General features: G+C 40.2%; 25 protein-coding genes. 12 read left to right on the top strand and 13 right to left on the bottom strand.

Translation table 11 applies throughout. The features are described from left to right. The first annotated feature begins 1 nt into the window (after position 1). From PTRA_RS13125 to lpxC, 4 genes are all read left to right on the top strand, one after another. Positions 2-781: a cell division protein FtsQ/DivIB gene (locus PTRA_RS13125; RefSeq protein WP_011329149.1), complete on the top strand. Its 780-nt coding sequence runs from the start codon at positions 2-4 to the stop codon at positions 779-781. Beyond that, entirely contained in the window at positions 778-2010 is a 1233-nt protein-coding gene (gene ftsA, locus PTRA_RS13120; protein ID WP_011329148.1) for a cell division protein FtsA, read from the top strand. The genes PTRA_RS13125 and ftsA overlap by 4 nt, the downstream gene beginning before the upstream one ends. Positions 2011-2031: 21 nt before the next feature. After that, positions 2032-3282, top strand: coding sequence for a cell division protein FtsZ (gene ftsZ / locus PTRA_RS13115; RefSeq protein ID WP_058374115.1), 1251 nt, complete (start codon positions 2032-2034; stop codon positions 3280-3282). A 103-nt stretch (positions 3283-3385) separates the two neighbouring features. Further along, on the top strand, positions 3386-4297 hold the full coding sequence (gene lpxC, locus PTRA_RS13110) for a UDP-3-O-acyl-N-acetylglucosamine deacetylase (RefSeq protein WP_011329146.1): 912 nt from the start codon (positions 3386-3388) through the stop codon (positions 4295-4297). 81 nt (positions 4298-4378) lie between these two features. On the opposite strand, the gene yjjG is transcribed toward lpxC, so the two are convergent. The 3 genes from yjjG to PTRA_RS13095 all read right to left on the bottom strand — a co-directional run bounded on the left by yjjG (position 4379) and on the right by PTRA_RS13095 (position 6594). Beyond that, positions 4379-5053: a pyrimidine 5'-nucleotidase gene (yjjG, locus tag PTRA_RS13105; protein WP_058374114.1), complete on the bottom strand. Its 675-nt coding sequence runs from the start codon at positions 5051-5053 to the stop codon at positions 4379-4381. A gap of 13 nt (positions 5054-5066) precedes the next feature. Then, positions 5067-5612 (bottom strand): inosine/xanthosine triphosphatase, encoded by a 546-nt coding sequence (yjjX, locus tag PTRA_RS13100; protein ID WP_058374113.1) that lies wholly within the window; start codon positions 5610-5612, stop codon positions 5067-5069. Positions 5613-5688: 76 nt separating this feature from the next. Then, a complete protein-coding gene (locus tag PTRA_RS13095; RefSeq protein WP_058374112.1) occupies positions 5689-6594 on the bottom strand; it encodes a phosphoribulokinase in 906 nt (301 codons plus the stop codon). Between the two features lie 116 nt (positions 6595-6710). Here PTRA_RS13095 and PTRA_RS13090 point away from each other — a divergent pair, with 116 nt between their 5' ends. Next, on the top strand, positions 6711-7589 hold the full coding sequence (locus tag PTRA_RS13090) for a hypothetical protein (RefSeq protein WP_058374111.1): 879 nt from the start codon (positions 6711-6713) through the stop codon (positions 7587-7589). 74 nt (positions 7590-7663) lie between these two features. Continuing rightward, positions 7664-8029 carry a hypothetical protein gene (locus PTRA_RS13085; protein ID WP_058374110.1) on the top strand — a complete coding sequence of 122 codons (366 nt, stop codon included), beginning with the start codon at positions 7664-7666 and terminating at the stop codon, positions 8027-8029. A gap of 79 nt (positions 8030-8108) precedes the next feature. Here the strand turns inward: PTRA_RS13085 and PTRA_RS13080 are convergent, their stop codons facing one another. From PTRA_RS13080 to PTRA_RS13055, 6 genes are all read right to left on the bottom strand, one after another. Then, positions 8109-10682, bottom strand: coding sequence for a M1 family metallopeptidase (locus tag PTRA_RS13080; RefSeq protein WP_058374109.1), 2574 nt, complete (start codon positions 10680-10682; stop codon positions 8109-8111). Positions 10683-10840: 158 nt separating this feature from the next. After that, positions 10841-11521, bottom strand: coding sequence for a site-specific integrase (locus PTRA_RS13075; RefSeq protein WP_058374108.1), 681 nt, complete (start codon positions 11519-11521; stop codon positions 10841-10843). Positions 11522-11687: 166 nt separating this feature from the next. Next, positions 11688-12038: a DUF2750 domain-containing protein gene (locus tag PTRA_RS13070; protein ID WP_011329138.1), complete on the bottom strand. Its 351-nt coding sequence runs from the start codon at positions 12036-12038 to the stop codon at positions 11688-11690. A 17-nt stretch (positions 12039-12055) separates the two neighbouring features. Continuing rightward, positions 12056-12634 carry a glutathione S-transferase family protein gene (locus tag PTRA_RS13065; protein ID WP_058374107.1) on the bottom strand — a complete coding sequence of 193 codons (579 nt, stop codon included), beginning with the start codon at positions 12632-12634 and terminating at the stop codon, positions 12056-12058. 60 nt (positions 12635-12694) lie between these two features. Then, positions 12695-12976 (bottom strand): peptidylprolyl isomerase, encoded by a 282-nt coding sequence (locus tag PTRA_RS13060; protein WP_058374106.1) that lies wholly within the window; start codon positions 12974-12976, stop codon positions 12695-12697. Positions 12977-13062: 86 nt separating this feature from the next. Further along, complete coding sequence (locus tag PTRA_RS13055; protein ID WP_058374105.1) at positions 13063-13638, bottom strand: glutathione peroxidase; 576 nt, start codon at positions 13636-13638, stop codon at positions 13063-13065. 91 nt (positions 13639-13729) lie between these two features. Between PTRA_RS13055 and PTRA_RS13050 the strand changes: the two genes are divergently transcribed. Then, the gene (locus tag PTRA_RS13050) at positions 13730-14215 is read left to right on the top strand and encodes a GNAT family N-acetyltransferase (protein ID WP_058374104.1); all 486 of its coding nucleotides are present in this window, start codon (positions 13730-13732) and stop codon (positions 14213-14215) included. Positions 14216-14257: 42 nt separating this feature from the next. Here the strand turns inward: PTRA_RS13050 and queG are convergent, their stop codons facing one another. The 4 genes from queG to PTRA_RS13030 all read right to left on the bottom strand — a co-directional run bounded on the left by queG (position 14258) and on the right by PTRA_RS13030 (position 18307). Then, complete coding sequence (gene queG, locus PTRA_RS13045; protein WP_244363744.1) at positions 14258-15397, bottom strand: tRNA epoxyqueuosine(34) reductase QueG; 1140 nt, start codon at positions 15395-15397, stop codon at positions 14258-14260. Positions 15398-15506: 109 nt separating this feature from the next. Next, entirely contained in the window at positions 15507-16727 is a 1221-nt protein-coding gene (locus PTRA_RS13040) for a methyl-accepting chemotaxis protein (protein WP_058374103.1), read from the bottom strand. A gap of 24 nt (positions 16728-16751) precedes the next feature. Further along, positions 16752-17444 (bottom strand): glycerophosphodiester phosphodiesterase, encoded by a 693-nt coding sequence (locus tag PTRA_RS13035; RefSeq protein ID WP_058374102.1) that lies wholly within the window; start codon positions 17442-17444, stop codon positions 16752-16754. Next, positions 17441-18307 carry a DMT family transporter gene (locus PTRA_RS13030; RefSeq protein ID WP_058374602.1) on the bottom strand — a complete coding sequence of 289 codons (867 nt, stop codon included), beginning with the start codon at positions 18305-18307 and terminating at the stop codon, positions 17441-17443. Before PTRA_RS13030 ends, PTRA_RS13035 begins: the two co-directional genes overlap by 4 nt. 317 nt (positions 18308-18624) lie before the next feature. Here PTRA_RS13030 and PTRA_RS13025 point away from each other — a divergent pair, with 317 nt between their 5' ends. From PTRA_RS13025 to rlmB, 5 genes are all read left to right on the top strand, one after another. Further along, the gene (locus PTRA_RS13025; RefSeq protein WP_058374101.1) at positions 18625-19740 is read left to right on the top strand and encodes a sensor histidine kinase; all 1116 of its coding nucleotides are present in this window, start codon (positions 18625-18627) and stop codon (positions 19738-19740) included. Next, positions 19737-20351 (top strand): response regulator transcription factor, encoded by a 615-nt coding sequence (locus PTRA_RS13020; protein WP_058374100.1) that lies wholly within the window; start codon positions 19737-19739, stop codon positions 20349-20351. The genes PTRA_RS13025 and PTRA_RS13020 overlap by 4 nt, the downstream gene beginning before the upstream one ends. Before the next feature lie 169 nt (positions 20352-20520). Beyond that, complete coding sequence (locus PTRA_RS13015) at positions 20521-21255, top strand: enoyl-CoA hydratase/isomerase family protein (protein ID WP_058374099.1); 735 nt, start codon at positions 20521-20523, stop codon at positions 21253-21255. A gap of 231 nt (positions 21256-21486) precedes the next feature. Continuing rightward, the gene (gene rnr, locus PTRA_RS13010) at positions 21487-23979 is read left to right on the top strand and encodes a ribonuclease R (protein ID WP_058374098.1); all 2493 of its coding nucleotides are present in this window, start codon (positions 21487-21489) and stop codon (positions 23977-23979) included. Continuing rightward, positions 23976-24719 (top strand): 23S rRNA (guanosine(2251)-2'-O)-methyltransferase RlmB, encoded by a 744-nt coding sequence (gene rlmB, locus PTRA_RS13005; protein ID WP_011329127.1) that lies wholly within the window; start codon positions 23976-23978, stop codon positions 24717-24719. Before rnr ends, rlmB begins: the two co-directional genes overlap by 4 nt. Positions 24720-24751: the final 32 nt, after the last annotated feature.

Raw genomic sequence — 24751 nt, 5'->3', positions numbered from 1 at the left:
TATGCATCCCCTTTTAGAAAAAACGCTACAAATCAAACAGCAACTAAACTGGTCGCTGATTTTTGGGGTGAGTTTTTTTCTAGCTGTGGTAATCGGCTTAGTGCAAATTACCACAGGTGTATCGGATTGGTTGGTAGAAAATAAAGATGCCCAAATTAAGCATTTAACTGTGCAGGGTAATCCTAAATATACCGACGAAATCGCTATTATTAGAGCGATTAAAAAAGCAGATTTAACTAGCTTTTTTGACCTTAATGTAAAGCATGTACAGCAACTGGTACAAGATTTACCTTGGGTTGCAAGTGTATCGGTGCGTAAACAATGGCCCGACACACTGCAAGTTTATGTAGTTGAGCACCGCGCTGTTGCGCATTGGAATAGTGACTTGTTACTTAATCAAAACGGCGATGCATTTGAAGCTAAAAGTAATAAGTTAAGTAAAAATTTACCTCAACTATATGGCCCAGAAGGCAGTGAGCAAGAAGCATGGATTGCGTTTCAGCAATTTGACGAAATGCTAAAAGTAAACGCATTAACGTTAAAAAGTTTAGCGTTGTCGGAGCGTTTCTCATGGCAGTTGTGGCTAGATAACGGAGTGCGCTTAAATTTAGGGCGCAAAGATAAAGCTAAGCGTGTACAGCGTTTTATAGACGTTTATCCACGCATGGAAAAGCGTGCAGATGCTCAAATAGATGCAATCGATTTACGCTACGATACTGGCCTTGCAGTCAGCTTTAAGCCATTGCAAGAAGAACAATTACAAAATAAGAGTAAGGCATGACTAAGTCAGCAGAAAGAAACCTAGTGATTGGATTAGACGTTGGCACCTCAAAAGTGATTGCAACGGTAGGTGAAATCACCGCAGACAACAAACTCAGTATTGTTGGTGTAGGCACGCAAATATCCCGAGGTATGGATAAAGGCGGCGTAAACGATTTAAACTTAGTATCTGAGTCTATTCGCCGAGCCATAGACGAGGCGGAATTAATGGCTGATTGTCGTATTAGCTCAGTGTACCTTGGTATCTCTGGCAAGCACATACAGTGCCAAAACGAAAGCGGTGTAGTAGCAATTAACAACACCGAAGTAACCGATGAAGACATTGAAAATGTGATTCATATTGCTCGCTCTGTGCCTATTTCAGCAGAGCGCAAAATGCTGCATGCGTTACCACAAGAATACAGTATCGACATGCAAGAAGGGATTAAAAACCCACTTGGTATGAGCGGCGTACGTATGGAAGCACGTGCTCACATTATTACGTGCTCAAACGATATGGCAAAAAATATCGAAAAATGTGTACAGCGCTGTGGGCTTGAAGTTGACCAACTTATTTTTACTGCACTTGCCTCATGTTACTCGGTACTGACCGATGATGAAAAAGAGCTTGGAGTAGCAGTACTTGATATTGGTGGTGGCACCATGGATATCACTATTTATATTAATGGTGCACTGCGTCACTCAGCGGTTATTCCAGTGGCGGGTAACCAAGTAACTGGCGATATAGCAAAAATATTTCGCACACCTATATCACATGCAGAGGCACTCAAAGTACAATACGCCTGTGCTAGTAGCCAAATGGCCAGTAATGAAGACACCATAGAAGTGCCGAGTGTAGGCGGACGCCCAGCTAGATTAATGTCGCGTCATACATTATCGGAAGTGGTAGAGCCAAGATTTAGAGAATTATTTGAATTAGCAATGGAAGAAATTCGTCGCTCAGGGTTAGAAGACCAAATTGCAGCAGGTCTCGTTATCACAGGCGGAACTGCTAAAATGGCCGGCGCAATGGAAGTAGCAGAAGATATTTTCCAAATGCCGGTAAGAATAGGCAAACCAATTGGGATAGTTGGTTTGACAGACTATGTGGACGATCCTTCGTACGCAACCGCTGTTGGTTTGTTACAATACGGGCGTACCATGCAATCAATGAATGCACAAAAGTTGAAAGCAGAAGGGAATAATAATTTATGGAGCCGCATTACTAAGTGGTTCCAAGGCGAGTTTTAGTACTCAAGTCGGAGAGTAAACATGTTTGATATGATGGAACAACATAGCGAAGAAGCTGTAATAAAAGTAATTGGCGTGGGCGGCGGCGGCGGTAACGCTGTTGAGCACATGGTAAAACAGCAAATTGAAGGCGTATGCTTTATTGCTGCTAATACAGACGCACAAGCATTACGTAACTCAGCAGCGCACGTTACTGTACAATTAGGCACGCAAATAACCTCAGGGTTAGGAGCCGGTGCAAACCCAGAAATAGGTCGTCAATCGGCTGAAGAAGATGCCGATACAATTCGTGCCAGCCTTGAAGGTGCCGACATGGTATTTATTGCAGCAGGTATGGGCGGCGGTACTGGTACTGGTGCAGCGCCTGTAGTGGCAAAAATTGCAAAAGAGCTTGGTATTTTAACCGTAGCAGTAGTTACGCGTCCTTTTGATTTTGAAGGTAAAAAGCGAGCTGCAGCGGCTGAGCAAGGCATTAATGAATTGTCAGAAATTGTAGATTCACTTATTACAATTCCGAACAATAAACTGCTTAAAGTTTTAGGAAAAGGGACTACACTTTTAGATGCCTTCGCTAAAGCTAACGACGTATTATTTGGTGCGGTTCAGGGTATTGCAGAGTTAATTACTCGCTCTGGTTTGATCAACGTGGATTTCGCCGACGTACGTACAGTAATGTCAGCAATGGGTCCTGCAATGATGGGTACAGCGTCTGCATCAGGTCCTGATCGTGCACAAGAAGCCGCAGAAGCGGCTATCTCGAGCCCATTACTAGAAGACGTAGATTTAACTGGTGCTAAAGGTATCTTAGTTAATATTACTGCGGGTATGGACATTGCGATTGAAGAATTTGAAATTGTGGGTAACCACGTAAAAGCATTGGCATCAGAAAACGCCACTGTGGTTGTAGGTGCAGTAATTGATCCTGAAATGACCGATGAATTACGTGTAACTGTAGTTGCAACTGGCTTAGGTGGCGATCGTCGTCCGCAGTTTGGCATTGTTGATAATGGCTTTAAAAAAGCATCAGGTTCTGATGTAGCCAGCACTTCAAACCAAAGTAGCAGCATGTACGTACCAAGCTTTGCAAGCCAAGGCACAAGCGCTGAAGAAAACACAGCAAAGACGCAAGTTGAAAGTAACGAAAAAACAACTTCATCTACTGCTAATAAAAGCACAACGAGTGCTGCAGCGCCAAGTAACAAAAAATCAGATAAGTCAGAAGGCGGAGATTATTTTGATATTCCTGCTTTTTTACGTAAACAAGCTGATTAATATAAACAGTATTTCGTTTGAAATATGAACGAATATTGCAATTGCGGCGTATTTATGCTAGTATCCGCCGTCTAACTGTAACTGAATTTAAGTGAGCGAACCTATGATTAAACAGCGAACGATTGCACAAGTAGTCAAAGCCATAGGAATTGGACTTCATAAAGGTGAGAAGGTCACAATAACTCTCCGACCTGCGAGCGCAAATACTGGGATTGTATTTCGTCGTGTCGACCTTGATCCGGTTGTTGATTTTGAAACAACACCTGAAGCCGTTGGTGATACGCAATTATGTACCTGTTTAATTAACAAAGATGGTGTTCGCTTATCAACTACTGAGCATCTTATTGCTGCTGTTGCTGCAATGGGTATTGATAATCTAATTGTAGAATTAGATAGCTCAGAAGTGCCAATAATGGATGGTAGTGCATTACCATTCATTTATTTGTTACAAAAAGGCGGCATTGAAGAGCAAAATGCAGCAAAACGCTTTATTCGTATTAAAGAAAAAGTACGTATTGAAGAAGGCGATAAATGGGCCGAGTTAGAACCGTATGATGGTTTTCATATCGACTTTGAAATTGCTTTTGATCACCCAGCTATCAATGAAAGTCGCCAACGTATTGGTTTAGATATTACGACGAAAAGCTTTATTGAAGAAATTAGCCGTGCACGTACCTTTGGTTTTATGAAAGACATTGAATATATGCATGCTAATAACCTAGCATTAGGTGGCAGCATGGATAGCGCAGTAGTACTTGATGAGTTTAAAGTGTTAAATCCAAACGGTTTACGCTACAGCGATGAGTTTGTTAAGCATAAGATATTAGACTGTGTTGGTGACATGTTTATGACAGGTCATAACATTTTAGGTAAAGTAACTGCATTTAAATCGGGTCACGATTTAAATAATAAATTACTACGTAAATTAATGGCTACTGAGTCAGCATGGGAGTGGGCAACCTTTGAAACGCCTGTAACGATGCCTGCACCCGGCCTTGAATTAGCGCCAGCCTAGTTTATTGCTCACACAGTTATAAAAAATGACGCTAATTAGCGTCATTTTTTTTGCCTATTTAAGAATACTTTAAGTGCGTAGCTACAGTTCTAAAATACTTTGTAACTGCTCTAAATGAGTAACGGTATAGGTAGGCTTTATACCCTCGGGCAACGGCTCGTTTGGGTGTTGTAACCAGCAGGTATCAATGCCTGCATTATTACCGCCTAAAATATCGCTTGTGGCAGTATCGCCAACCATTAATATTTGGCTTTTATCTGGGTTTCCCATTAATTCAAAGGTATGGTCAAAAATAGCTTTATTAGGCTTAGCTATACCTACTAATTCAGAAATGACTAGCCATTCAAACATATCTTTTAAACCAGTATGCTCAAGGCGTACGGTTTGTAAGCGGGCAAAACCATTAGTAATAATACCTAACTTAGCGTGCGGCTTAAGTTTATTTAACAGCTCTATGGCACCGGGTAGCGGCTCACATATTGCTGCCATAGCATCTAAAAATGCATCATTAAGCTCTTTTGCTGGCACATTTAGTTTAGTAGCCCATTCGCTAAAGCGAGTAACCTGCAAGTAGTCGGCACTAATGTCGCCATTTTGGTAATCAACCCATAGTTGCTTATTGGTTTTTTGATAATGAAGATAGTCGGCTTGGCTAAAATCTACGTTATATGTTTTAAACATGCGAGTCATGCCCGCTAAAACATCAAATCTAAACAAGGTTTCGTCTGCATCAAACAGCACATAACTGTATTTCATTAAACTTCCTAAATTAATTTGTTTGGCAATAAAGCGCTGAATGTAAAAAAGGTGCCATGGCCAAGGTAAGAGCCTGGGTATAGGTACTTTCGCGGGTGGCGTGGTTATTAGTGAGTAAACCAATAGCGCCGCCTTGCTGCTTTATATTGGTGGTATTAAAAGCTTTATCCATAACATCACCAAGCTCTGCACCATTAAGTAATGCGTTATACAGTATTTGCGGCAAAGGTAGGTTGCTACTGCGTCCTACAACTTGATTTAACGCGTTATCGATAACTACATAGGCAAAGGTTGCTGCACCGTAACTAAATTGCTCTGCACCGCCTTCCATGGCCACATAATAGTGGGCTTGGTAGTGCTCTTTGCAGTAATTCACTCGGTTTTGCGCGCCAATGCGAGTTTGCTCTTCACCAATAGGTTGATCAGGCACACCCGAGGGGGCATTTACACCTTGGCAGTCAATGTCACACTCTGGAAAATACATGCTAAAAATGCCCTTAGCAGCATTTATTTTTACTGGATTTTTAGAGCCCACAATAATTTTTAATGGTTGCGACATGCTGATCTCACTTTAAGCAAAATCAGCAGTGTACGTGAGTTAGCTTTAACAAAAAAGGGCTGTGGGTTATCCAATATCAAATAGGTAAATCCAGTGGTGCTAGGTTTTCTAATGCTCGTTTTTTTAAAATAATGTCTTTAATGAGTGGGGTAAGTACCAACTCCATTGCCAAGCCCATTTTACCGCCAGGCACTACCAAGGTATTAATACGCGACATAAAACTGCCTTCAATCATGCGTAAATAATACGGAAAATCAACATCATCAATGCCCCTAAAGCGAATAACAACAAAGCTTTCATCTAACGATGGAATATCTTTAGCACTAAAAGGGTTTGAGGTATCTACCGTAGGCACACGTTGAAAGTTAATATGGGTGCGTGAAAACTGTGGAGTAATATGGTTAATATAGTCATCCATACTGCGCACAATTGAACCCATTACAGCTTCACGAGAATGGCCACGCTCTGAGGTATCGCGAATTAATTTTTGGATCCACTCAAGGTTGATAATAGGCACCATACCAATGAGTAAATCTACATGTTTTGCTACATCCACATTATGCTCTTGATCTACAACAGCGCCATGCAACCCTTCGTAAAATAACAAATCGGTATTTTGCTCCAGATCTTGCCACGGAGTAAATGTGCCAGGCAATTGGTTGTAAGGCACTGCTTCGTCAAAGGTATGTAAATAACGACGCAGTTTACCTTGACCGGTTTCACCGTAGCTATCAAATAGGGTTTCTAGTAAACCAAAGTCGTTAGCTTCGCGGCCAAAGTAGCTAATATGTTTGCCTTCTTGTTGCGCGTCACGTACTTTTTTATCCATTTCAGGGCGAGTGTAACGATGAAAGCTATCCCCTTCGATAAAAGCCGCACTAATGTTAAGGCTACGAAAAATATGTTTAATTGCATTCGTGGTGGTGGTTGTACCCGCACCTGAAGAGCCGGTTATTGCAATAATAGGATGTTTAGCTGACATATTAATTCTCTTTTATAAGACCCGGTTAGTTATAAAGATGTTGCTGGTCTAGGTCAAGTGACGTAATCAGCAAATAACGTTATCATGGGGTGCTTAAAAATAAAACGAGATAGAGCATGAAATTTTTAAAACCACTACTAGGGTTGTTTTCAATCGGCGCTTTAACGCTCTCAGTAGCACAAGCAAGTATGCCCAAAAGCCAAGTGTTATTAGCCGATTTAAATACTCCTTACGGCCTGCAAGTTACTATTGTGAGCGACAGTAATAGTTATAATAATCAGCCTCATATACACAATAATGGTGTTTACTTTACTCATGAAGTATTAAGCGCTGAGCAAAGCCAAACCGATATTGCTTACTACGACTTTGCAACAAAACAAATTATTAGTATAACTAATACGCCAGTAAGCGAATACTCACCAACCGTAATGCCAAATAAACAAAGCTTATCGGCAATTGTGGTAGAGGCCAATGGCAAGCAAAAGCTATGGCAATATCCGCTTGATAGCGAAGTTGCAGCAAGTCGTATTTTTGACTGGATAGAGCCAGTGGGATATCACGCATGGGGTATAAATAACGATTTAGTCATGTTTATTTTAGGTGAGCCACATACATTACAATATAGCTTAGTTGCAGCGGCAAAAGGGCAAGTTGTGGCAAAAAACATTGGTCGTACGCTTATTTACAATCATACAATGGCGCAGTTTATATTTAGTTACACCCAAAATGAGCAACATATTGTAGCGCGTTTTAACCCACAAACTAAGCAGGTAGAAAACTTACTTAGATTGCCGCTACAAGTACAAGACTTTATTTTAAAGGACGACAATACGCTGGCCTATGCGCTTAACAACCGTGTTTACCAACGTAATCTTAGTGGCAATAACACTGTATCGCAATGGCTGGACTTAACACCTTATTGCCATACTAATATTACCCGTATGAGTTATAACAACGACAAACTTGCTTTTGTTTGTGATGTAGCTGAGGACTAATTTAAATAAATTTCAGACTTTATAATGTGTATGCGTTAAGGTTATGCGCAAATTTAACTAATAGGGATTACAACGTGGCTTATAGTGCAGACGAGCTTACTGAGCAGCTAATTAAATTAGAGTGTAGAAGTAATTTTAAAATAAAGAATATTGCCGAATACATGTTAGTTAATTCAAAAGAAGCGTTTTACACGCACAGTGAAGGCGGCAAAGGTAAAATTATAATTCGCCCAGCATTTGAAGTGTTTAGTGATGATTTTACCGATATTGATGGAGTAGTGCGTACTCAGGGCTACTTTCATAGTAGCGAAATGACGCGTTTTCCTACGCGCATTTATAAAAGCGCACAGCCGATTCATTATGGTGTCGCGTTTAAAATAAACTCTGAGCAAGCAGCAAAAGATTTTATTGCCAAACTAACGATGATTATTGGTAACTAATAAAGCCATATCAACATTAAATGTAAAAAGCCGCAGAGTTAGCACTCAGCGGCTTTTATGTTTATACATTTGATAAATATTACTTACTTTTTAAGAAGTTATTAACCGATTCAAGCTCACGATTTTTCAGTGCAATACAATCATTAGTGCTTTCTTCTAGTTTACTTAAAGTACGAGCATAACCTGGTATTTCAGCTAACTTAGTATTAAAGAAGCTTTGTGTTGTAGCAAAGCTATTTGCATCACAATTTGCAGTCGTAAAATACGGTAAGTTAGGGATAAAAAATGGCGGTAAGCTTGCTGTTACTTTATCGTAATTACTGTAAACCCAGTCAATAAACAGCGCTTGGCGCTCATCAGTATAGCTTTGCCCTGCTAAAATAGTACGCATGTCGGATGCGGTTACTTCATCTGTTAAGCTGTAAGCCAATACTGCTTTTTGCAGTGCAGGTTTTGCAAAATAACCCATAGCCGAGAGCATATTAGTGCGTACTTGTGGATCTTTGGTGGTTTTAAAGGTTGCCATAAATTGCTCAAGCAATGCTTTGTCGCCGTTAAAAGCAGCCAACGTTAAATAAGTGCCGGCTAAGTATGGGTCTACTTTTTGTGGATCGTTTAAATAAACCTGAGTTTGCTGTTTTGCTTTATTGATCACATTTTGATCTTCGCCATCAAAACCTAAACGCGATACAACGGCAGCTCGAAGTTGTGAAATAGCGCCATCTTCACCTACTTTTGCCTCTAAGCCGTATTTTTTAGCCGCAGGAGTTACTGCACCACGAATAAATTTCGGCCATAAGTCTTTATTGCTATCGTCTTTAAAGGTGCGTTGTTGCGATACTAAATAGCCCAGCGCGGTATTAGCAACGCGAGGGTGGCTGTCGCTTATAAATACTTCAAGCGTTTGCATTAACTTAGCGGCCGATATAACACCAGCATCAAGTAGTGCATCGGTAGCAGATAATAACGCTAAACGTTCGCGGTCATCTAGCTTGTCAGCAGCATTGTCGATAAGCGCACTAAACTGTGCATCGTCCATCACCCAGCGGTAATAACCTAATGCGCCTTGATCAGGATAAATCCACTCTGGTGCAAAATCTAAATCTAGCGTTTGGCTTTGTTTATTAAGTAATACGTTCGCTGTTTTTACTTTATCGCCCGCGCCGTATTTAATTGCAACAGGTACATTCCATAATTGCTCAGGCGCATCAACACCGGCATTTACAAAGCGACTTTGCGATATAGTTACTTTACTACCTTGCTGAGACACTTTAATCAGTGGGTAGGAAGATTGCTCAATAAACGATTTTAAAACACTCGCTACATCTTTATTAGAAGCTTTGCCAAGTGCTTGCCATAAATCGGCAGCTTCGGCATTTTTATACGAAAATTCTTTTAAGTAATTTTGAATACCTTTTTGAAAGGCCTCTTCACCTATCCAATTTTCAACCATAGCAAGTACCGAGCTACCTTTGCTATAAGCAAGGCCTAAACCATCCATAATATCGGCTTCGGTTTTAATTGGTTTACGAATTGGTTTAGTACTCAAACGTGCATCAAGTGGCATAACGTTATTTTGTGGTAAATCTAGGTGCGATTCAAATTCAGGGTTTAGTTGCTTGGTAATTTTTGCCGCCATCCAACTAGCAAACGCTTCGTTTAACCATAAATCGTTCCACCACTTCATCGTTACTAAGTTACCGTACCATTGGTGTGCTAGTTCGTGAGCAATAATAGACACATTGCGTTGTTTTTTACTGCGCGTAGCGGCAGCTAAATCAACCAATAAAATATCTTCTCGGTAGGTTACAAGTCCTGAGTTTTCCATGGCACCAAACGGAAATTCAGGTACAGCCACCGAATCTAGTTTTTGATACACATAAGGAATACCAAAATATGCTTCAAGTGCGCCTAGTACTTTTGGCATGTTTTCTTTAGCGTACTGGGCTAAATGAATTTTACCTTGTGGGGTAATCACGCGCCCTGGTACCGACATTCCTTCAACATTAAGCTCTTCAAAAGGGCCCACAGCCATTGCCACTAAATAAGAAGGAATAGGCGGTGTTTTATCAAAAAAGTGGGTGGTCATGTCGCCATTTACTGTAGTTTTAAGCTCAGGTGTATTGGCATATACTTTTTGTGAGGTAGGCGCGGTAATAGTGAGCTGAAATGGAATTTTGTAGCTTGGCTCGTCAAATACCGGAAATGCACGGCGCGCATCACTCATTTCAAACTGAGTAAATAAGTAAGGTGTACCTTGATCTAATGTTTTATATAGCCCAACACTTTGGCGATTATATGGCGCTGAAAAATCAATTTTTAAGGTGTATTTACCCGGCTGAATTTGCTCATCACAGCTAAATTTTACTTTACCGGTTTTGAGCATTTCGCTGTTTAAGTCACAATTTTGCTCGCCAAGTAATTGTGCCATTTTAGTTGCGTAAGCCACGCCGTTTAGTTCTATGTAGTTAGTTGGCTTAAGTACCTCTAAAATAATCTCAGTCATTCCGGTAAAGGTATCTTGGCTTGGGTCGAGTGTTAACGACACTGATTGACTGCTTGGTTTTGCGAGTTTTTCAATTACGAATTCGTTAGCATTTGCTGCGCTCATCGCGAATGCAACACTTACGGTTAAGAGGCTTTTAAGAAACATAGTATCCCTAGTTTATTATTGTTATAAATGACTAAAGCAGACAGCGTTACCACTCTACTTTAATAGAAACGGTATTATATGCGGATATCCTAGCAGCTTTCTTTTATGGAGTAATCGAATACCCCCAGATTTGGGCGAGTAAATAGTAACAAAGTTTGTCAGTGACTATCGCGATTGATAAAGCGCTGCCAGTGCAATTGTGAGTTAATAACGCGAATTTGCCCAATTATGCTATTTAATACTGCTACATTGCTATAATTTGGGTGTGGGTATTCGTTAAAGCCCATTAAATAATTAAACGCATCTTTAGAGTTAGCTTGCAGTGCATAAATGCGTACTTGCTGCTCAAAGTTAAGCCGCAGGCTACTTATAGCGGTTTTCATTCCGAGTTGGTCAATATTAGGAATTGCACATTTTTGCAAGTAACCAGCGCGCTCGCCTTCACCGCTAAACCAAATACGTACTTTTTCGCTGTAGCGACCGGTTTTAGCTGGTAAATCGAACATTAATCGCTGTTGGTTTTGGCTTTTTATAAATGCTAAATAGTCGTTAAAGCCAGCATTAATTAGCGCTTGATGTACAGGAATAAGGCGTGGTTTAATTTTTCCGTGGGTATGAAAACTAAAACATAAAATGTTTTGCTCAACAGTTAAGTCATCAAGTGTTAAGCAGCCTATTTCGTCACTATAAGCGCCCGTATAGTAAGCAATTAATGGCAACCAAAAGTGCCAATGCTTTGCTTGTTCACGCACCACGCGCATATCGCCATAAATATAGCCACTGTAAAGTGTGTGCAGCTCCATAGCTGAAAAAGGACGGCGACCAAGATGGGTTTTCAACGGTGTACCTTGAAAATAATGACAAAATACATTTTATACCCAAAACATAGCAAGATGCGAGTATGTTTTGGGTATAAATTCTTATACCAATTAATTAAAGCAAAAAAGCCAACTAGCACGAATGCAGTTGGCTTTTATTATGCTTTATTAATTAAGCTATAGTGATTTATTCACTTAATGCGCGAGCTAAACCTACGGGTTCAATTTCTACGCATACTTGGTCGTCATTCCAGTTAAGGCCAACTAAAGCATTGTCTTCGTTTAGGTCTTCAACCCATTCATCTAAAAATTCATCAAGGCCAATTTCTACTGGGCTGTACTCTTTCCACTCGTCTTTACACTGAGCTTTAGCAGCCGCTTCGCTTTCCCAAAGTAGTAATACGTCAGTCTCGTCAAATTGATTTGAATCACACACTACAAAGCCATTATCTTCTGCACCAAGTGCCCAAATTACTTCGCTCATACGTACTTTTTCAACAAAGTTGACTAGTTCTGATTCAATCTCGATATCGCTCATGTGTTTACCTTTTTAAATTAATGACTAGGACTGGTATTTATTGCTGCTTGGCGTTGGCCATATTGCTCATAAAAAGCAACAAGCGCTGAATGCTGACTAATGTCGGTTAGTTCACGAAAGCAAATCCAATCAAGCAGGCAGTATAAACTGATGTTGAGGTATTCACAGCCTTTAAATTCATCATCAGTTAAATGATCATTTAAAAAGTGTAATGTTTCAACAATACGTTCGTTTTGCAAATTAAAAAATAACGCATCACTTTGCGTATCAAAACCAGAGCGCTGACATAAAAGCATTTCTACTAAGGAATCATTACAGGCATTAATAGTAGTAAGTAAGTGCTCTTGCGGCCAAGTTAATTTTGGCTGCGCTGTTTTTTCAAGTAAATAGCGCAGTATTGAGTTTGAATCACTTAGGGTTAAATTGCCATCTACGAGAATAGGGATTTTGCGTGCTGGGTTTTTACTCACCATAGTTGGGCGATCTTGCGCAGAAAAAATATCCAGATTAATAAACTCTAAATCACAGTTATTTTCTAGCGCCCATATTCTAACGCGGCGTACATAAGGCGAGGTAACAGAACCAAATAGTTGCATAATTACTCCATAAAAAAGCCGCATAAGCGGCTTTTTTCAAAATTTACAGTGCAGAATAAGTTACTCTGAACGGCTGGTTACTTCAAGTAAATGGTAACCAAACTGTGTTTGTACTGGGCCTTGTACTTGATTAATTGGCGCAGAGAACACCACTTTATCAAACTCTGGCACCATCATACCTGGGCCAAACTCACCAAGAGCACCGCCATCTTGACCTGATGGACAGTTAGAGTGTACTTTTGCTAACACAGCAAAGTCTTCACCTTGTTCAATTTTTTCTTTTAAATCTAAACACTGTGCTTCACTATCTACTAATATATGTCTTGCGCTTGCCACTGTCATAAAATCTCCTAATCATTAATCTGGTTGTTTTTTAATCATACTAACGTGTATTTTAGTTAGTTTAAACTAATTGTAACGGTTTTAACCTAGTTAATAGCTAATGTCGCTTCAATTGCTGCAGTTAGCTTTTCTGATTCGGGTGCTACTTTACTGTTAAAGCGCGTAATTGTTTTACGATCAGCAGACACTAAATACTTATAAAAATTCCAATTAGGTGAGCTGGTTTGGCTATTTAAGTGTTTAAAAATAGGGTTTGCATCGCTGCCGCGCACTGCGCTGGTGGCAAACATAGTGAAAGTAACCCCGTAATTAACAAAGCACACTTTAGCGGTGTCTTGTTCGTTGTTTTCTTCTTGAAAAAAGTCATCAGAAGGAAACCCTAATACCACTAAGCCTTGCTCTTTATATTTATTATAAACCGCTTCAAGCCCTGCAAATTGCGGCGTAAAGCCACAATTACTCGCTGTATTAACAATTAGCAGCGGTTGGTTTTCAAATTGGCATAAGTTAACAAACTCTTTTGAGCGTAGTTTACGCAAAGTAATGTTAGTAAAGTCTTGGCAGTTATTTTGTTTTTTAATGGGGTGCTCAGCCGGGCTTTTCCCTTGAGCTAATGCGGGTACAAGTAACGCCATTAATGTTAATAATATTATTTTTATCATTTTTAATGCCTAAAGTTAAAAGGTTACATATTGTTTATAGCCTCAATGATACGCTAATATAAACGCAACTGATCAACCTTATCTAGACCTTATGACAATCCGTTTAGCACGCCCAGAAGATTTAAAAACTATAGTCGCAATTTATAACGAAACCATTGCCAGCAGAATGGTTACCGCCGATACCGAAGAGGTAAGCGTTACCGATAAGCAAGCTTGGTTTGATAGCCACACTCCTCAGCGGCCAATTTATGTATATTCTGAAAATGACCAAGTGTTAGCATGGCTTAGTTATAAACCGTTTTATGGGCGAGTAGCTTACGAAGGCACGGTAGAAATAAGTATTTATATTACCGCTAAAGCACAAGGTAAAGGTTTAGGTAAAACACTGATGGAGTTTGCCCAAACTCAAGCTAAACAACTCAATATTAAAGTGTTACTAGGGTTTATTTTTAGTCATAATTTACCCAGTATTAAACTATTTAAACACTTTAACTTTAGTGTGTGGGGCGAGTTACCACAGGTGGCCATTATGGATAATACCCCTTACAGCTTAACTATTTTTGGTAAGCACTTATAACCGTAGTGATTAATTAAAAGTGCTTACTCCACACCTAAATATTTAAGCGTCGCGGGGTAGGCCTTTTTCAACAATTCTAATAAGCCTTGCGGTTTTACGCAGTATAGTACCTTGCTTGTTGCGTTGTTGTTGCAGCGCCCAATTTATATGCTCTAAAACCAGTTCACTGCAAGCTAGGCTTTTATCTTCTAGGGCATGAATAATGCTCGGGCTAAATTCAGCATTACCTAAGCCTACAGCCAAATTACGCAACCAACGCTCGTGGCCAATACGACGAATAGGGCTGCCTTCGGTGTTTTTTAAAAAAGTGGCTTCATCCCAAGCAAACAGCTCAAGCAGGTCTTTATCTTTTAATTGGGTGCGCGGATGAAAATCATTTTCGTCGGTAAGTTGGCCATAGCGATTCCACGGGCAAACTAATTGGCAGTCGTCACAACCATAAACGCGGTTACCTAATAATGTTCTGTATTGCTCTGGAATAGGACCTTGTAGCTCAATAGTTAAGTACGATATACATTTACGAGCATCTACCACGTAGGGCTCAACAATAGCGCCAGTTGGGCATAGTGTTATGCAGGCTACGCATTTACCACAGCCTTCAAAGGTGTTTTCTGCATCTATGGGCAGCGGTAAATCAACAAATAACTCACCTAAAAAAAACCAAGAACCGGCTTCTTTATTAATAAGTAGCGAGTGTTTACCGCGCCAGCCCAAGCCTGCTTTTTCAGCGAGTTGGCGCTCAAGTACCGGAGCTGAGTCGACAAAAGGCCTAAAACCGTATTCGCCAATTTCAAGCTCTATTTTTTGCCCCAATTTTTTTAAGCGGTTACGCATTAATTTATGGTAGTCGCGGCCAAGAGCGTAGCGGCTTATATACGCTTTATCTGAGTTTTTAAGGGTTTTGGCAAAACCTGCATCGGGGGGCAGGTAATTCATTTTCACCGAAATAACACGCTGCGTTCCGGGTACTAACTCAGCAGGGCGAGCACGTTTCATACCATGAGCGGCCATGTAATCCATATTGCCATGGTAGCCGGCGTCGAGCCAACGTTGCAACTGCGTTTCATGCTTGCTTAAGTCTATATCAGTAATACCTACTTCGCTAAAGCCAAGCTCTTGCCCCCACACTTTAATTTGTTGGGCAAGGTTTTTATAATCAGGAACTGCGTCGCTCACATGCATCACACGGTTAAATAAATAGCTGGGTAATTTAACATATTTAGCTTATGGGTAAAACGCTTGTTATACCCATAAACTTGTTAGCAAATACCTATTTTTAATAAATTAGGTATTACTGCACAAAGCGTTTTAGTTGTTGTTGTGTTTGCTGGCTGAGGTTTTGTGATTGTTGGCAATCATTAAGTGCTGTATCTATGGTTTGTTTGGCTTGCTCGCCAAGCGCTACAATATGCTCTACCGATTGGTGGGTTTGATTTTGTGTTTGCTCAAGTAAGTGCACAGCCTCGGCAATTTGTTGTAACTGTTGCTGGTTATGCTCAAACTCAGTAAGCATATTAGTAAAACCATTAGAAGTGCTATTTATTGATTTTTGCGCATTGTGTGAGTGAGTAATTAATTGCTCTGACTCTTTGTTTGTTTCGTTTACTAGCTCGTTCATTTGGTTTATAAAATCACTAATTTGGCGCGTTGCACCACTTACCTTAATTGAAAGAGTGCGCACTTCATCGGCAACTACCGCAAAACCACGTCCCGCATCACCGGCTCTTGCTGCTTCAATGGCGGCATTTAGGGCTAGTAGGTTGGTTTGATCAGAAAACTCTTCCACCATTTTTAAAATGCTACGAATGTTTTCACTGTTTTCTTTTAAGCCCGAAATAGTTGCCGAGAAGCCGGTTAGCATATCGGTTATTAATTTTACTTGTTGCACTAAGGCCGACAACTCTGTTGCCGAAAGCTTAACAAAATTTAAATGCTCATTATTTACTTTATGCACGCTGTCGGTATTACTTACTATATTTTGTAAGCTCTGCGCTATTTGGTTGCTGGCATTTATAATTGTATGGCTTAAATGTATTTGTTGTCCGCTTAGTTGCTCAGTATGTTGCATAGACTGAGTTACTTGCTCGGTACTTTGCACGCCTGCTTGGGCGCTATTGTAGGTTGTGTTTAGTAGCTGATTTAAATGATCAGTAAAAAGATTGTATTGCTCGCTTAGCTCACGAAACTCATCATAAGTAAAATGGGGTAACTTTGCCGATAAGTCAGCATCTTGCTGGTTTATCTTTATCAGCGTGTCGCGCATTGCCTTTACTGGGCGCACCATTAAAAATCGCATATAAAATAGGGTAAAAATAAAGCCAGCCACAATCACTAAAGCTAATGCCCAAAATACCCCAGTACTTTGTTGGTTCAGGGTTAAGCTTTCATACAACCAAAATAAAGTAATAGCTTGAAATAAAAATACAAAACTTAAATTACCCACAATCTTGCGCGTTAAGGTAAAAAAAAGTGTTTTTTCTAAAAAATTATAAATTCGCATATAGCTACTCATTATGTACAGACCATTTGATTCTTATTAATCACCTAAGTAAGCTTTAGTTTGTGCCGGATAATTTGTAAAAATACCATCCACACCTAAATCTAGCATCAGCTTTATATCTTGTTGTTTGTCTACAGTGTACGCATAAATTATTAAACCACGTTGTTTTGCATCATCTACAAAGGCTTTATTTATAAAGTTTTTATCTACATGAACACTGTACGCGCCTAAGTCTTCAGCAAACTTTGCATAATTAATTGGTATAGATGACGTTAGTGCACCCATTTTTAGCCAAGGTAAACGTTTTTTTAACCAAGCTAGTTGATGATGATCGAACGACGACACTAAAATGTTATCTGCTGATATGCGTTTTTCTGTAATGTTTTTTTCAACTTGAGCAGCAAACTGTTCAAGATTAAAAGTATGTTTTAGCTCTAAATTTAAGAGTGTTTGATTATTATTCCAGTTAAAAAGTTGCTGTAAAGTCGGTACTTTTTCGCCATTACCAGCATTGAGTTGCATAATATGAGCAGCAGTAAAGTTACACACTTTACCTAGGCCGTCAGTGGTTCTATCAAGCCAAGTGTCGTGAATGATCATGTAATCATCAAGCGCGCTTTGTACATCTACTTCAATGCCATCAACGCCTATTTGTAAGGCCGCCATAATGGCGCTTTGAGTGTTCTCTGGAAAGTGCCCACTGGCACCACGATGGGCAAATACTTTCATTGGCGTGATTTCCGTGCAATAGACCAAGTTTCAAAACAAGCAGCGCTAACAATTAATGCACCACCTATAAAAGTGGCGATAGAAGGGCGCTCATGCAAAATAATAATAGCTAATAATGTGCCGTAAAGTGGCTGAAGGCAAGCAATTAGCCCCGCGGTTGCCGCTGATAAATGCTTTAAACTGGCAGCAAATAATGAGTGTGGAGCAGCGGTAAATATAACTCCCGCCACTAAAATGAGTGCCAAATCGTGATTAGTGGTTGAATAAATAGGCACTTCAATAAACGCGCAAAGCATTAGGCTGGCAACCAAGGTTTGATAAAACATGGTTTGCGGGCCACCGTATTGATTAAAATAGCGCTTATGAATGATATTACGAATGGCAAAAAAGAAGGCCGAAATAACCCCAGTGATCACCCCAAGTGTTACATCATTACCTAAATTAGCATTCGGTATTAATAAATAAATGCCAAGTAACACTACCGCCGCACTAATAATGTCTTTTGCTTTGGGCTTACTTTTATGAAAAAACGGCTCTAAAAACACGGTTATTACCGGATAGCTAAAAAAAGCCAACATACCAATGGTGATCCCAGCAAGTTGCATTCCCGCAAAATAAGTAACCCAATGTATGCCTACTGCTACACCGAGTAATAGGGCAATTAAGTAATCTTTACCTTGGTTTAGCTTAATCGGCTTTTTTTGCATGCTGAGCAAAATAAAAATAGCGATGCCGGCTATAGCTGCACGATACACGGTAATGTCGAGTGCATTTAAACCAATTAACTTTGCAAATAGCGCGGTGCCACCAAATAGTAATACGGCAATGTGTAGGTAAATTAAACTTTGCTGTTGCGACTGCATTACGTTTCCTTGTGGTTTTTTTTGCATCTTAGCATTACTGCCAAACCCTTAAGATGAAAATTTTTAATCTATGACAAATGTCAGCAAAGTTAATGACACATTACACTCTTATAACTGATTGAGAGCTGACATAGTTAAGCTAAGCAAATGGAGAGCCACTATGAATAGTTTAATTTTAATCAGTTTAACAATTAGCGAATTTTTTGAAATACACAGCTTTAGTATTTCAAGTGTAAGTTACTTTATGCTGTTAGGTGTTTTTGTGTTATTTAATAAAAAAATAACTATAACTAAAACAATATGCCAGAGGTCTTAGTATGAATTCACTCAACACGGTTTCGAAACAGATAAATAAAGACTTTTGGAAATATGGGCATTTAATTTTTACTAGTTTTTATTTACTGCCGTTAATCATTGATTTTGCAAACTTGACTGCGTCCACCATTATTATGTCTTTAGCCTTGTATATTGCTTTTATTTTGCTCTATGTAAAAGCAATCAATTGCGAAAATACAGGCACAAATAGCGGCACTACTAAGTTAGTAATCGCCATGCTACTGATTTGTTTTAGTGCGACGTTTTATACCACTGGTACACCGACCTTATTTGGCTTTATTGCTTATATTATCGGTTATGCTTATCACCTGCAGAGGCGTGTTTACTTAGCGTTAGTGCTCATTTTAACTGTGTTGTTAAGTACCTATTTGGCAGATGTTGGCAAAGCGGAGTATTTTTTAGCGGTATCATTAATTTTGACGGCGACCTTATTTAGTTACGGCATTGCCGCAAAAAGAGAGCAGCGCTATAAAGCGCGAGAACAACAAAGTGCGACACAACTAGAGCAGCTCTCGGCGATTGCTGAGCGCGAACGCATTGCACGCGATTTACATGATATTTTAGGTCACTCGCTTTCATCTATTGCGTTAAAAGCCGAGTTGGCGAATAAATTAAACCACAGTGAACGTTACACACAAGCAAATAGCGAAATAGCGCAGGTTGCAGAGCTTGCAAGGCAGCTGTTAAGTGATGTAAGGAATGCGGTGAGTAATTTAAAACAGCTTAATCTTTCTAGTCAAATATCTCAATTAAAACAAAGGTTAATCGAGCAAGGCTTTGAGGTTGAATGTAACGTAAGTTTAGCAACATTACCGGCTAAAGTAGAGGGTATAGCAAGCCTAATAATCACAGAAGCGGTGACTAATTTACTGCGCCATAGTGGTACAAAGAAATGTGTCGTTAATATAGCGCAAAGTCAGCAGCAATTACTAATAACCGTGATTGATACTAGCTCATGCAGTACATTAAAGCAGGGCAATGGTCTAAATGGTATTAAAGAACGAGCAGAGCAATTAAATGGCACGGCAACATTCAGCTGTGAGGATAACTTTAGTTTAAATGTAATGCTGCCATTAACTACTAAGGATTTAACATGATCACCGTGTATTTAGTTGAAGATCAGGCACTGGTAGGTGATGCAATCGCAGCATTGCTAGGCTTAGATTTCAATATAGAGGTTATTGGTCAAGCAAGTAACGGCCAAGATGCACTAGCAGCGGTAAGCATGCTTGAAAGTAATGCCCTGCCCGATATTATTTTAACTGATATCGAAATGCCGCACATGAACGGCATCGAGCTGAGTGAGCAAATAGCTGTAAAATACCCAGCTATAAAAATGGTTATTATGACCACTTTCTCACGTGCCGGTTACATTAGGCGTTCTTTAAGTGCTGGCGTAAAGGGTTTTATTTTAAAAGAAGCGCCGAGTGATGAATTAATAACAGCCCTTAAAAAAGTAATGCTGGGGCAAAAGGTAATTGATGCAGAGCTTGCTATTAATGCACTAAATGACTCAGATCCACTGACCGATAAAGAACGTAAGGCGTTAAAGCTTGCAAGCGACGGGCTTAAAACCAGTGAAATAGCCAAACAGTTATTTATAAGCGAAGGGACCACGCGGAATTACCTCTGTGATGCGATAGCAAAATTAAATGCCACAAATCGCATTGATGCGGCACGCATAGCTAAGCAAAAGGGGTGGTTATAAGCCAAAGCCCGAGTTTAAAGCAAAGTGACTTAGCTGCAGCGATGTTTAAAACAGTGAAAACGTAATAGTGGGTTTATAAATTTTATACAAGGTATTAGTATGCTACTGATAATCATAAAAGTAATGAAAATCGCTAAAAAAGCATCTAAAACACTCAGTGAGGGAATAAATGACACGTTTTATAGCAATAAAAACCGAAGAACACACGGCCGTTTTAACCATGAACACCACCGAAAATCGCCATAATCCAGGTTTTTTGGCCGAGCTTAATCAGCATCTAGATCAAATAGAAGCCGATAAAAATATTAAGTCGGTGGTGCTTACATCCAACAGTGAAAAAAATTGGTCGTTGGGAATTGACCTAGAGTGGATGGCTAATACGAGTAATACCCCAGAAATAATTGCGAGCTTTATGAGTGATGTAACCGCGTTATTAAAACGTATTGTTACGTTTCCTATGCCCATTATTGCCGCGTTAAATGGTCACACTTATGGTAATGGTGCGGTATTAGCCTGCGCTTGTGATTTTAGGCTAATGAAATCTGATAAGGGATTTTTTTGTTTTCCTGAAGTCGATGTGATGGTGCCATTTTTTCCATCAATGTTTCCTATTATTAATAAAGCTATTCCACAAAGCTTTTTTAACCGTTTAGCTATGTCGGGTATGCGAGTGGGGGCACAAGAGTTATTAGATAACAAAGTAGTAGAAGCTATTTTTGCTGATGAAGCTCAATTACAAGCAGGTGCCCTGGGCTTTGCACAACAATTTAATAAAAACCGTTGGATTTACGCTCAAAATAAAACCCAAATGAATAAACAAATAGTGTTAACCATGGAAGCAGAAGATCCGATCTTTATCGATAATATCAGTAAATTGCTATGGAAAAATTTACAGCAAAAATAATACTAACTTAGTGCTGAATAGGCTTTGATGAGTTTGTTTGAGCTACTAATTTTAACTTATAGTAGACTAAACCCGCCACAAAATTAAGGGCGGGTTAAGCCCTATTAGGCTAAGTTTTAAAACACAAAAAGTAAGGTGAAAGTGCTTTCTTAAAAGTTTAATAGCTTTTACCTGTCTCATTTTAGCTATATGGGTTAAAATACCTACATAACCAAACTAACAAGATAGTGAATGTCAAACCAAGATCCAAATCTCAGTCGAGAACAAGAAAAGTACGAAAACCCAGTCCCTAGCCGTGAGTTTATACTTACTCACCTTCAAGAGCGTTCAAAACCTGCTAACTATGCACAGTTATGTGAAGAACTAGCGGTAAACGATGAAGAACGGCAAATTGCATTTAAACGCCGCCTTCGTGCTATGGAACGTGACGGCCAGCTGTATTTTAATAAGCATAAATGTTACGCCCTAATTGACGAAGCCGGTTTAACTAAAGGCAAAGTAGTAGGCCACAGAGACGGTTTTGGCTTTTTAGAAGTTGAAGGCGAGAATAAAGATTGGTTTATTGCTAAACACCAAATGAACATGGTGTTACACGGCGACATTGTACTTGCTAAAGGCACTAAACGTGGCTCTGGCTCAAAATGCGATGCACGTATTATAAAGGTGCTTACTAACGAGCGCGCGCCCATTGTTGGCCGCTATTTTGTTGAACATGGTATTGCTGTTGTAGTTGCCGAAGATCCGCGTATTACCCAAGACATAATGATTTTACCGGGAAGCGAAAACGGCGCGCGTCATAACCAAATGGTGCAAGTTAAAATAACGCAAAACCCCACCCGAAATATGAACGCGGTAGGTAAAGTAATTGACGTACTTGGCGAGCATTTAGCCCCAGGTATGGAAATAGAAGTTGCCTTGCGTAACCACGATATTCCGCACGTTTGGCCTGAAGAAGTTGAAGCGCAAGTAGCCCACCTTGGCGAATTTGTTGACGAGGCTGACAAGCAAAACCGCGTAGATTTACGCGACCTACCATTAGTAACCATAGATGGCGAAGACGCACGCGACTTTGATGATGCCGTTTATTGTGAGCCTAAAAAGTCAGGTGGTTGGCGTTTATGGGTTGCCATTGCCGATGTGTCGCATTACGTAGGTATGAACACCCCGCTAAACAAAGAAGCGATAGAGCGCGGTAACTCAGTGTATTTTCCTGAGCAAGTAATTCCTATGCTGCCTAAAGTATTGTCTAACGGCTTATGTTCGCTTAACCCTGAAGTAGATCGCTTATGTATGGTTGCCGAAATGACAGTGTCAGATTCGGGCAAGCTTTCGGGTTATAAGTTTTACGAAGCGATAATGAATTCGCATGCACGTTTAACTTACACCAAAGTAAATGCCATTTTACAAAACGATGAAAAACTACGTAAAGAATATGCGCATGTAGTGCCACATTTAACTGATTTACAGCAAATGTATTTAGCGCTTAAATCGGCTCGCCAAGAGCGTGGTGCAATTGAGTTTGAAACACTCGAAACCCGTTTTGTATTTAACGCACAGCGTAAAATAGAATCGATAGTGCCGGTTATTCGTAACGATGCGCACAAACTTATTGAAGAATGTATGATTTTAGCCAACGTATCGGCGGCTAAATTACTTGAAAAACACGAAGCCAGCGCGCTATTTCGTGTGCATGACGAGCCAGATAGCGAAAAACTAGGTAACTTTACTAAGTTTTTAGGCGAACTTGGCATTGAAAGCACGCTAAGCGACGAGCCAACACCCAAAGAAATTACTCAAGTGCTAGCTCGTTTAGGCGATCGCCCAGAAGCAGAGCTTATTCAAACCATGCTGCTGCGCTCAATGAAGCAAGCTGTGTATCAACCAGATAACATAGGCCACTTTGGCTTAGCCTTATCTGCTTATGCGCACTTTACTTCACCAATTCGTCGTTATCCCGACTTAGTAGTGCATCGTGCAATTAAAGCGGTACTTAAAGCACAAGGCCAACATACTTCAGGCGAATACGCATACACAGATGACGAAGTAGATAAGTTAGGTGAGCAGTGTTCTACCACAGAGCGCCGCGCCGACGATGCTACTCGCGAAGTAGCCGATTGGTTAAAATGTGAGTTTATGCAAGATCACGTTGGCACTGAGTTTGACGGTGTTATTTCATCGGTAACCAATTTTGGTTTATTTATTCGTTTAGATGATTTGCAAATTGATGGCCTTATTCATGTTGCCAACTTAGGCAACGAGTATTTTGCCCATGACGCCGCAAAGCATTGTTTAATAGGCGAGCAAACGCACAAAGTATATCGCCTTGGCGATAAAGTAACGGTAAGTGTTGCATCGGTTAGCTTAGAAGACAGACGTATAAACTTAACCCTTAAAGGCGATAAAGCGCAAGATCGATACGCGCGCCGCCGTGGGCCAAAAGGCGCTGATAAATCTGAGCATGCACCTGCGAGCGTGCGCTCACAGTTAAAAGCAGGCAAAGTACCGGGTAAAAAATCGCATGGCGATGAAAAACCTAAAGGTAAAAAAAGGCCAGCAAGTAAAGATAAAGGCAAACCTGCAAATAAGTCGGCAACTAAACCAGCTGACAAAAAAGCAGTAGATGCCACAGCAAATAAAAAACCGAAAAAAAAGGCCGTTAAAAAGCCTAAAAGAGTAGGCAAAAATGCCCGCAAACGTAATACCCCAGGAGCAGAAAATACGTGAGTAATGAATTAATTTTTGGTTTTCATTCTGTTGAAGCGATTTTAGCAAGCGAACCAGAGCGTTTTGTAGAAATTTACGCGCTTAAAGGGCGTGACGATAAACGCTCAACCCCGATTATTGATGAAGCACTTAAATTTGGTATTTCAGTACAGTACATGCAACGCAAAGCCCTTGATAGCAAATCAAAAGGCGAGCAGCATCAAGGTATTATTGCCAACGTAAAAGCAGCACCAACGTTTAACGAAAAAGATCTTGATGCGATTATTGCGCGTGAAGATACCCCATTTTTGTTAGTGCTTGATGGCATAACTGATCCGCATAATTTAGGTGCATGTTTACGTAGTGCCGACGCCGCTGGCGTACATGCTGTAATAGTACCTAAAGATCGCTCAGCTAAGCTTAACGGCACAGCGCGTAAAGTTGCCTGTGGCGCAGCCGAAACAGTACCGCTTATTCAGGTTACTAACCTTGCACGTACATTGCGCGAAATTAAAGACGCTGGCGTTTGGGTTGTAGGCACTGCAGGCGAAACAGATAACCACGTATTTGATGCCAGCTTAACAGGGCCAATGGCTATTGTTATGGGTGCCGAAGGCGAGGGCATGCGCCGTTTAACCCGCGAGCATTGCGACTTATTAGTTAAAATACCTATGGCGGGAACGGTTTCAAGCTTAAACGTATCGGTAGCCACTGGTATTTGTTTGTTTGAAGTATTACGCCAACGTAGCGTTAATAACTAAGTTATTAACAGGCTCGTTTAAGCAATAAAAAA

The sequence above is a fragment of the Pseudoalteromonas translucida KMM 520 genome (assembly GCF_001465295.1).
Lineage (GTDB): Bacteria > Pseudomonadota > Gammaproteobacteria > Enterobacterales > Alteromonadaceae > Pseudoalteromonas > Pseudoalteromonas translucida.
Note: the sequence above shows the minus strand (reverse complement) of the source record. Positions and strands in the feature narration are given on the sequence as shown.

Excerpts from the sequence above, each read along its gene's own strand:
- rnr (WP_058374098.1), top strand. The coding sequence starts at position 21,487 with ATGTCAAACCAAGATCCAAATCTCAGTCGAGAACAAGAAAAGTACGAA.
- PTRA_RS13015 (WP_058374099.1), top strand. The coding sequence starts at position 20,521 with ATGACACGTTTTATAGCAATAAAAACCGAAGAACACACGGCCGTTTTA.
- queG (WP_244363744.1), bottom strand. The coding sequence starts at position 15,397 with ATGCATGTGAGCGACGCAGTTCCTGATTATAAAAACCTTGCCCAACAA.
- PTRA_RS13060 (WP_058374106.1), bottom strand. The coding sequence starts at position 12,976 with ATGACAGTGGCAAGCGCAAGACATATATTAGTAGATAGTGAAGCACAG.
- PTRA_RS13030 (WP_058374602.1), bottom strand. The coding sequence starts at position 18,307 with ATGCAGTCGCAACAGCAAAGTTTAATTTACCTACACATTGCCGTATTA.
- PTRA_RS13125 (WP_011329149.1), top strand. The coding sequence starts at position 2 with ATGCATCCCCTTTTAGAAAAAACGCTACAAATCAAACAGCAACTAAAC.
- ftsZ (WP_058374115.1), top strand. The coding sequence starts at position 2,032 with ATGTTTGATATGATGGAACAACATAGCGAAGAAGCTGTAATAAAAGTA.
- PTRA_RS13040 (WP_058374103.1), bottom strand. The coding sequence starts at position 16,727 with ATGAGTAGCTATATGCGAATTTATAATTTTTTAGAAAAAACACTTTTT.
- lpxC (WP_011329146.1), top strand. The coding sequence starts at position 3,386 with ATGATTAAACAGCGAACGATTGCACAAGTAGTCAAAGCCATAGGAATT.
- PTRA_RS13050 (WP_058374104.1), top strand. The coding sequence starts at position 13,730 with ATGACAATCCGTTTAGCACGCCCAGAAGATTTAAAAACTATAGTCGCA.
- yjjG (WP_058374114.1), bottom strand. The coding sequence starts at position 5,053 with ATGAAATACAGTTATGTGCTGTTTGATGCAGACGAAACCTTGTTTAGA.
- PTRA_RS13025 (WP_058374101.1), top strand. The coding sequence starts at position 18,625 with ATGAATTCACTCAACACGGTTTCGAAACAGATAAATAAAGACTTTTGG.
- PTRA_RS13080 (WP_058374109.1), bottom strand. The coding sequence starts at position 10,682 with ATGTTTCTTAAAAGCCTCTTAACCGTAAGTGTTGCATTCGCGATGAGC.
- yjjX (WP_058374113.1), bottom strand. The coding sequence starts at position 5,612 with ATGTCGCAACCATTAAAAATTATTGTGGGCTCTAAAAATCCAGTAAAA.
- PTRA_RS13095 (WP_058374112.1), bottom strand. The coding sequence starts at position 6,594 with ATGTCAGCTAAACATCCTATTATTGCAATAACCGGCTCTTCAGGTGCG.
- PTRA_RS13065 (WP_058374107.1), bottom strand. The coding sequence starts at position 12,634 with ATGCAACTATTTGGTTCTGTTACCTCGCCTTATGTACGCCGCGTTAGA.
- PTRA_RS13070 (WP_011329138.1), bottom strand. The coding sequence starts at position 12,038 with ATGAGCGATATCGAGATTGAATCAGAACTAGTCAACTTTGTTGAAAAA.
- ftsA (WP_011329148.1), top strand. The coding sequence starts at position 778 with ATGACTAAGTCAGCAGAAAGAAACCTAGTGATTGGATTAGACGTTGGC.
- PTRA_RS13020 (WP_058374100.1), top strand. The coding sequence starts at position 19,737 with ATGATCACCGTGTATTTAGTTGAAGATCAGGCACTGGTAGGTGATGCA.
- PTRA_RS13055 (WP_058374105.1), bottom strand. The coding sequence starts at position 13,638 with ATGATAAAAATAATATTATTAACATTAATGGCGTTACTTGTACCCGCA.
- PTRA_RS13090 (WP_058374111.1), top strand. The coding sequence starts at position 6,711 with ATGAAATTTTTAAAACCACTACTAGGGTTGTTTTCAATCGGCGCTTTA.
- PTRA_RS13035 (WP_058374102.1), bottom strand. The coding sequence starts at position 17,444 with ATGAAAGTATTTGCCCATCGTGGTGCCAGTGGGCACTTTCCAGAGAAC.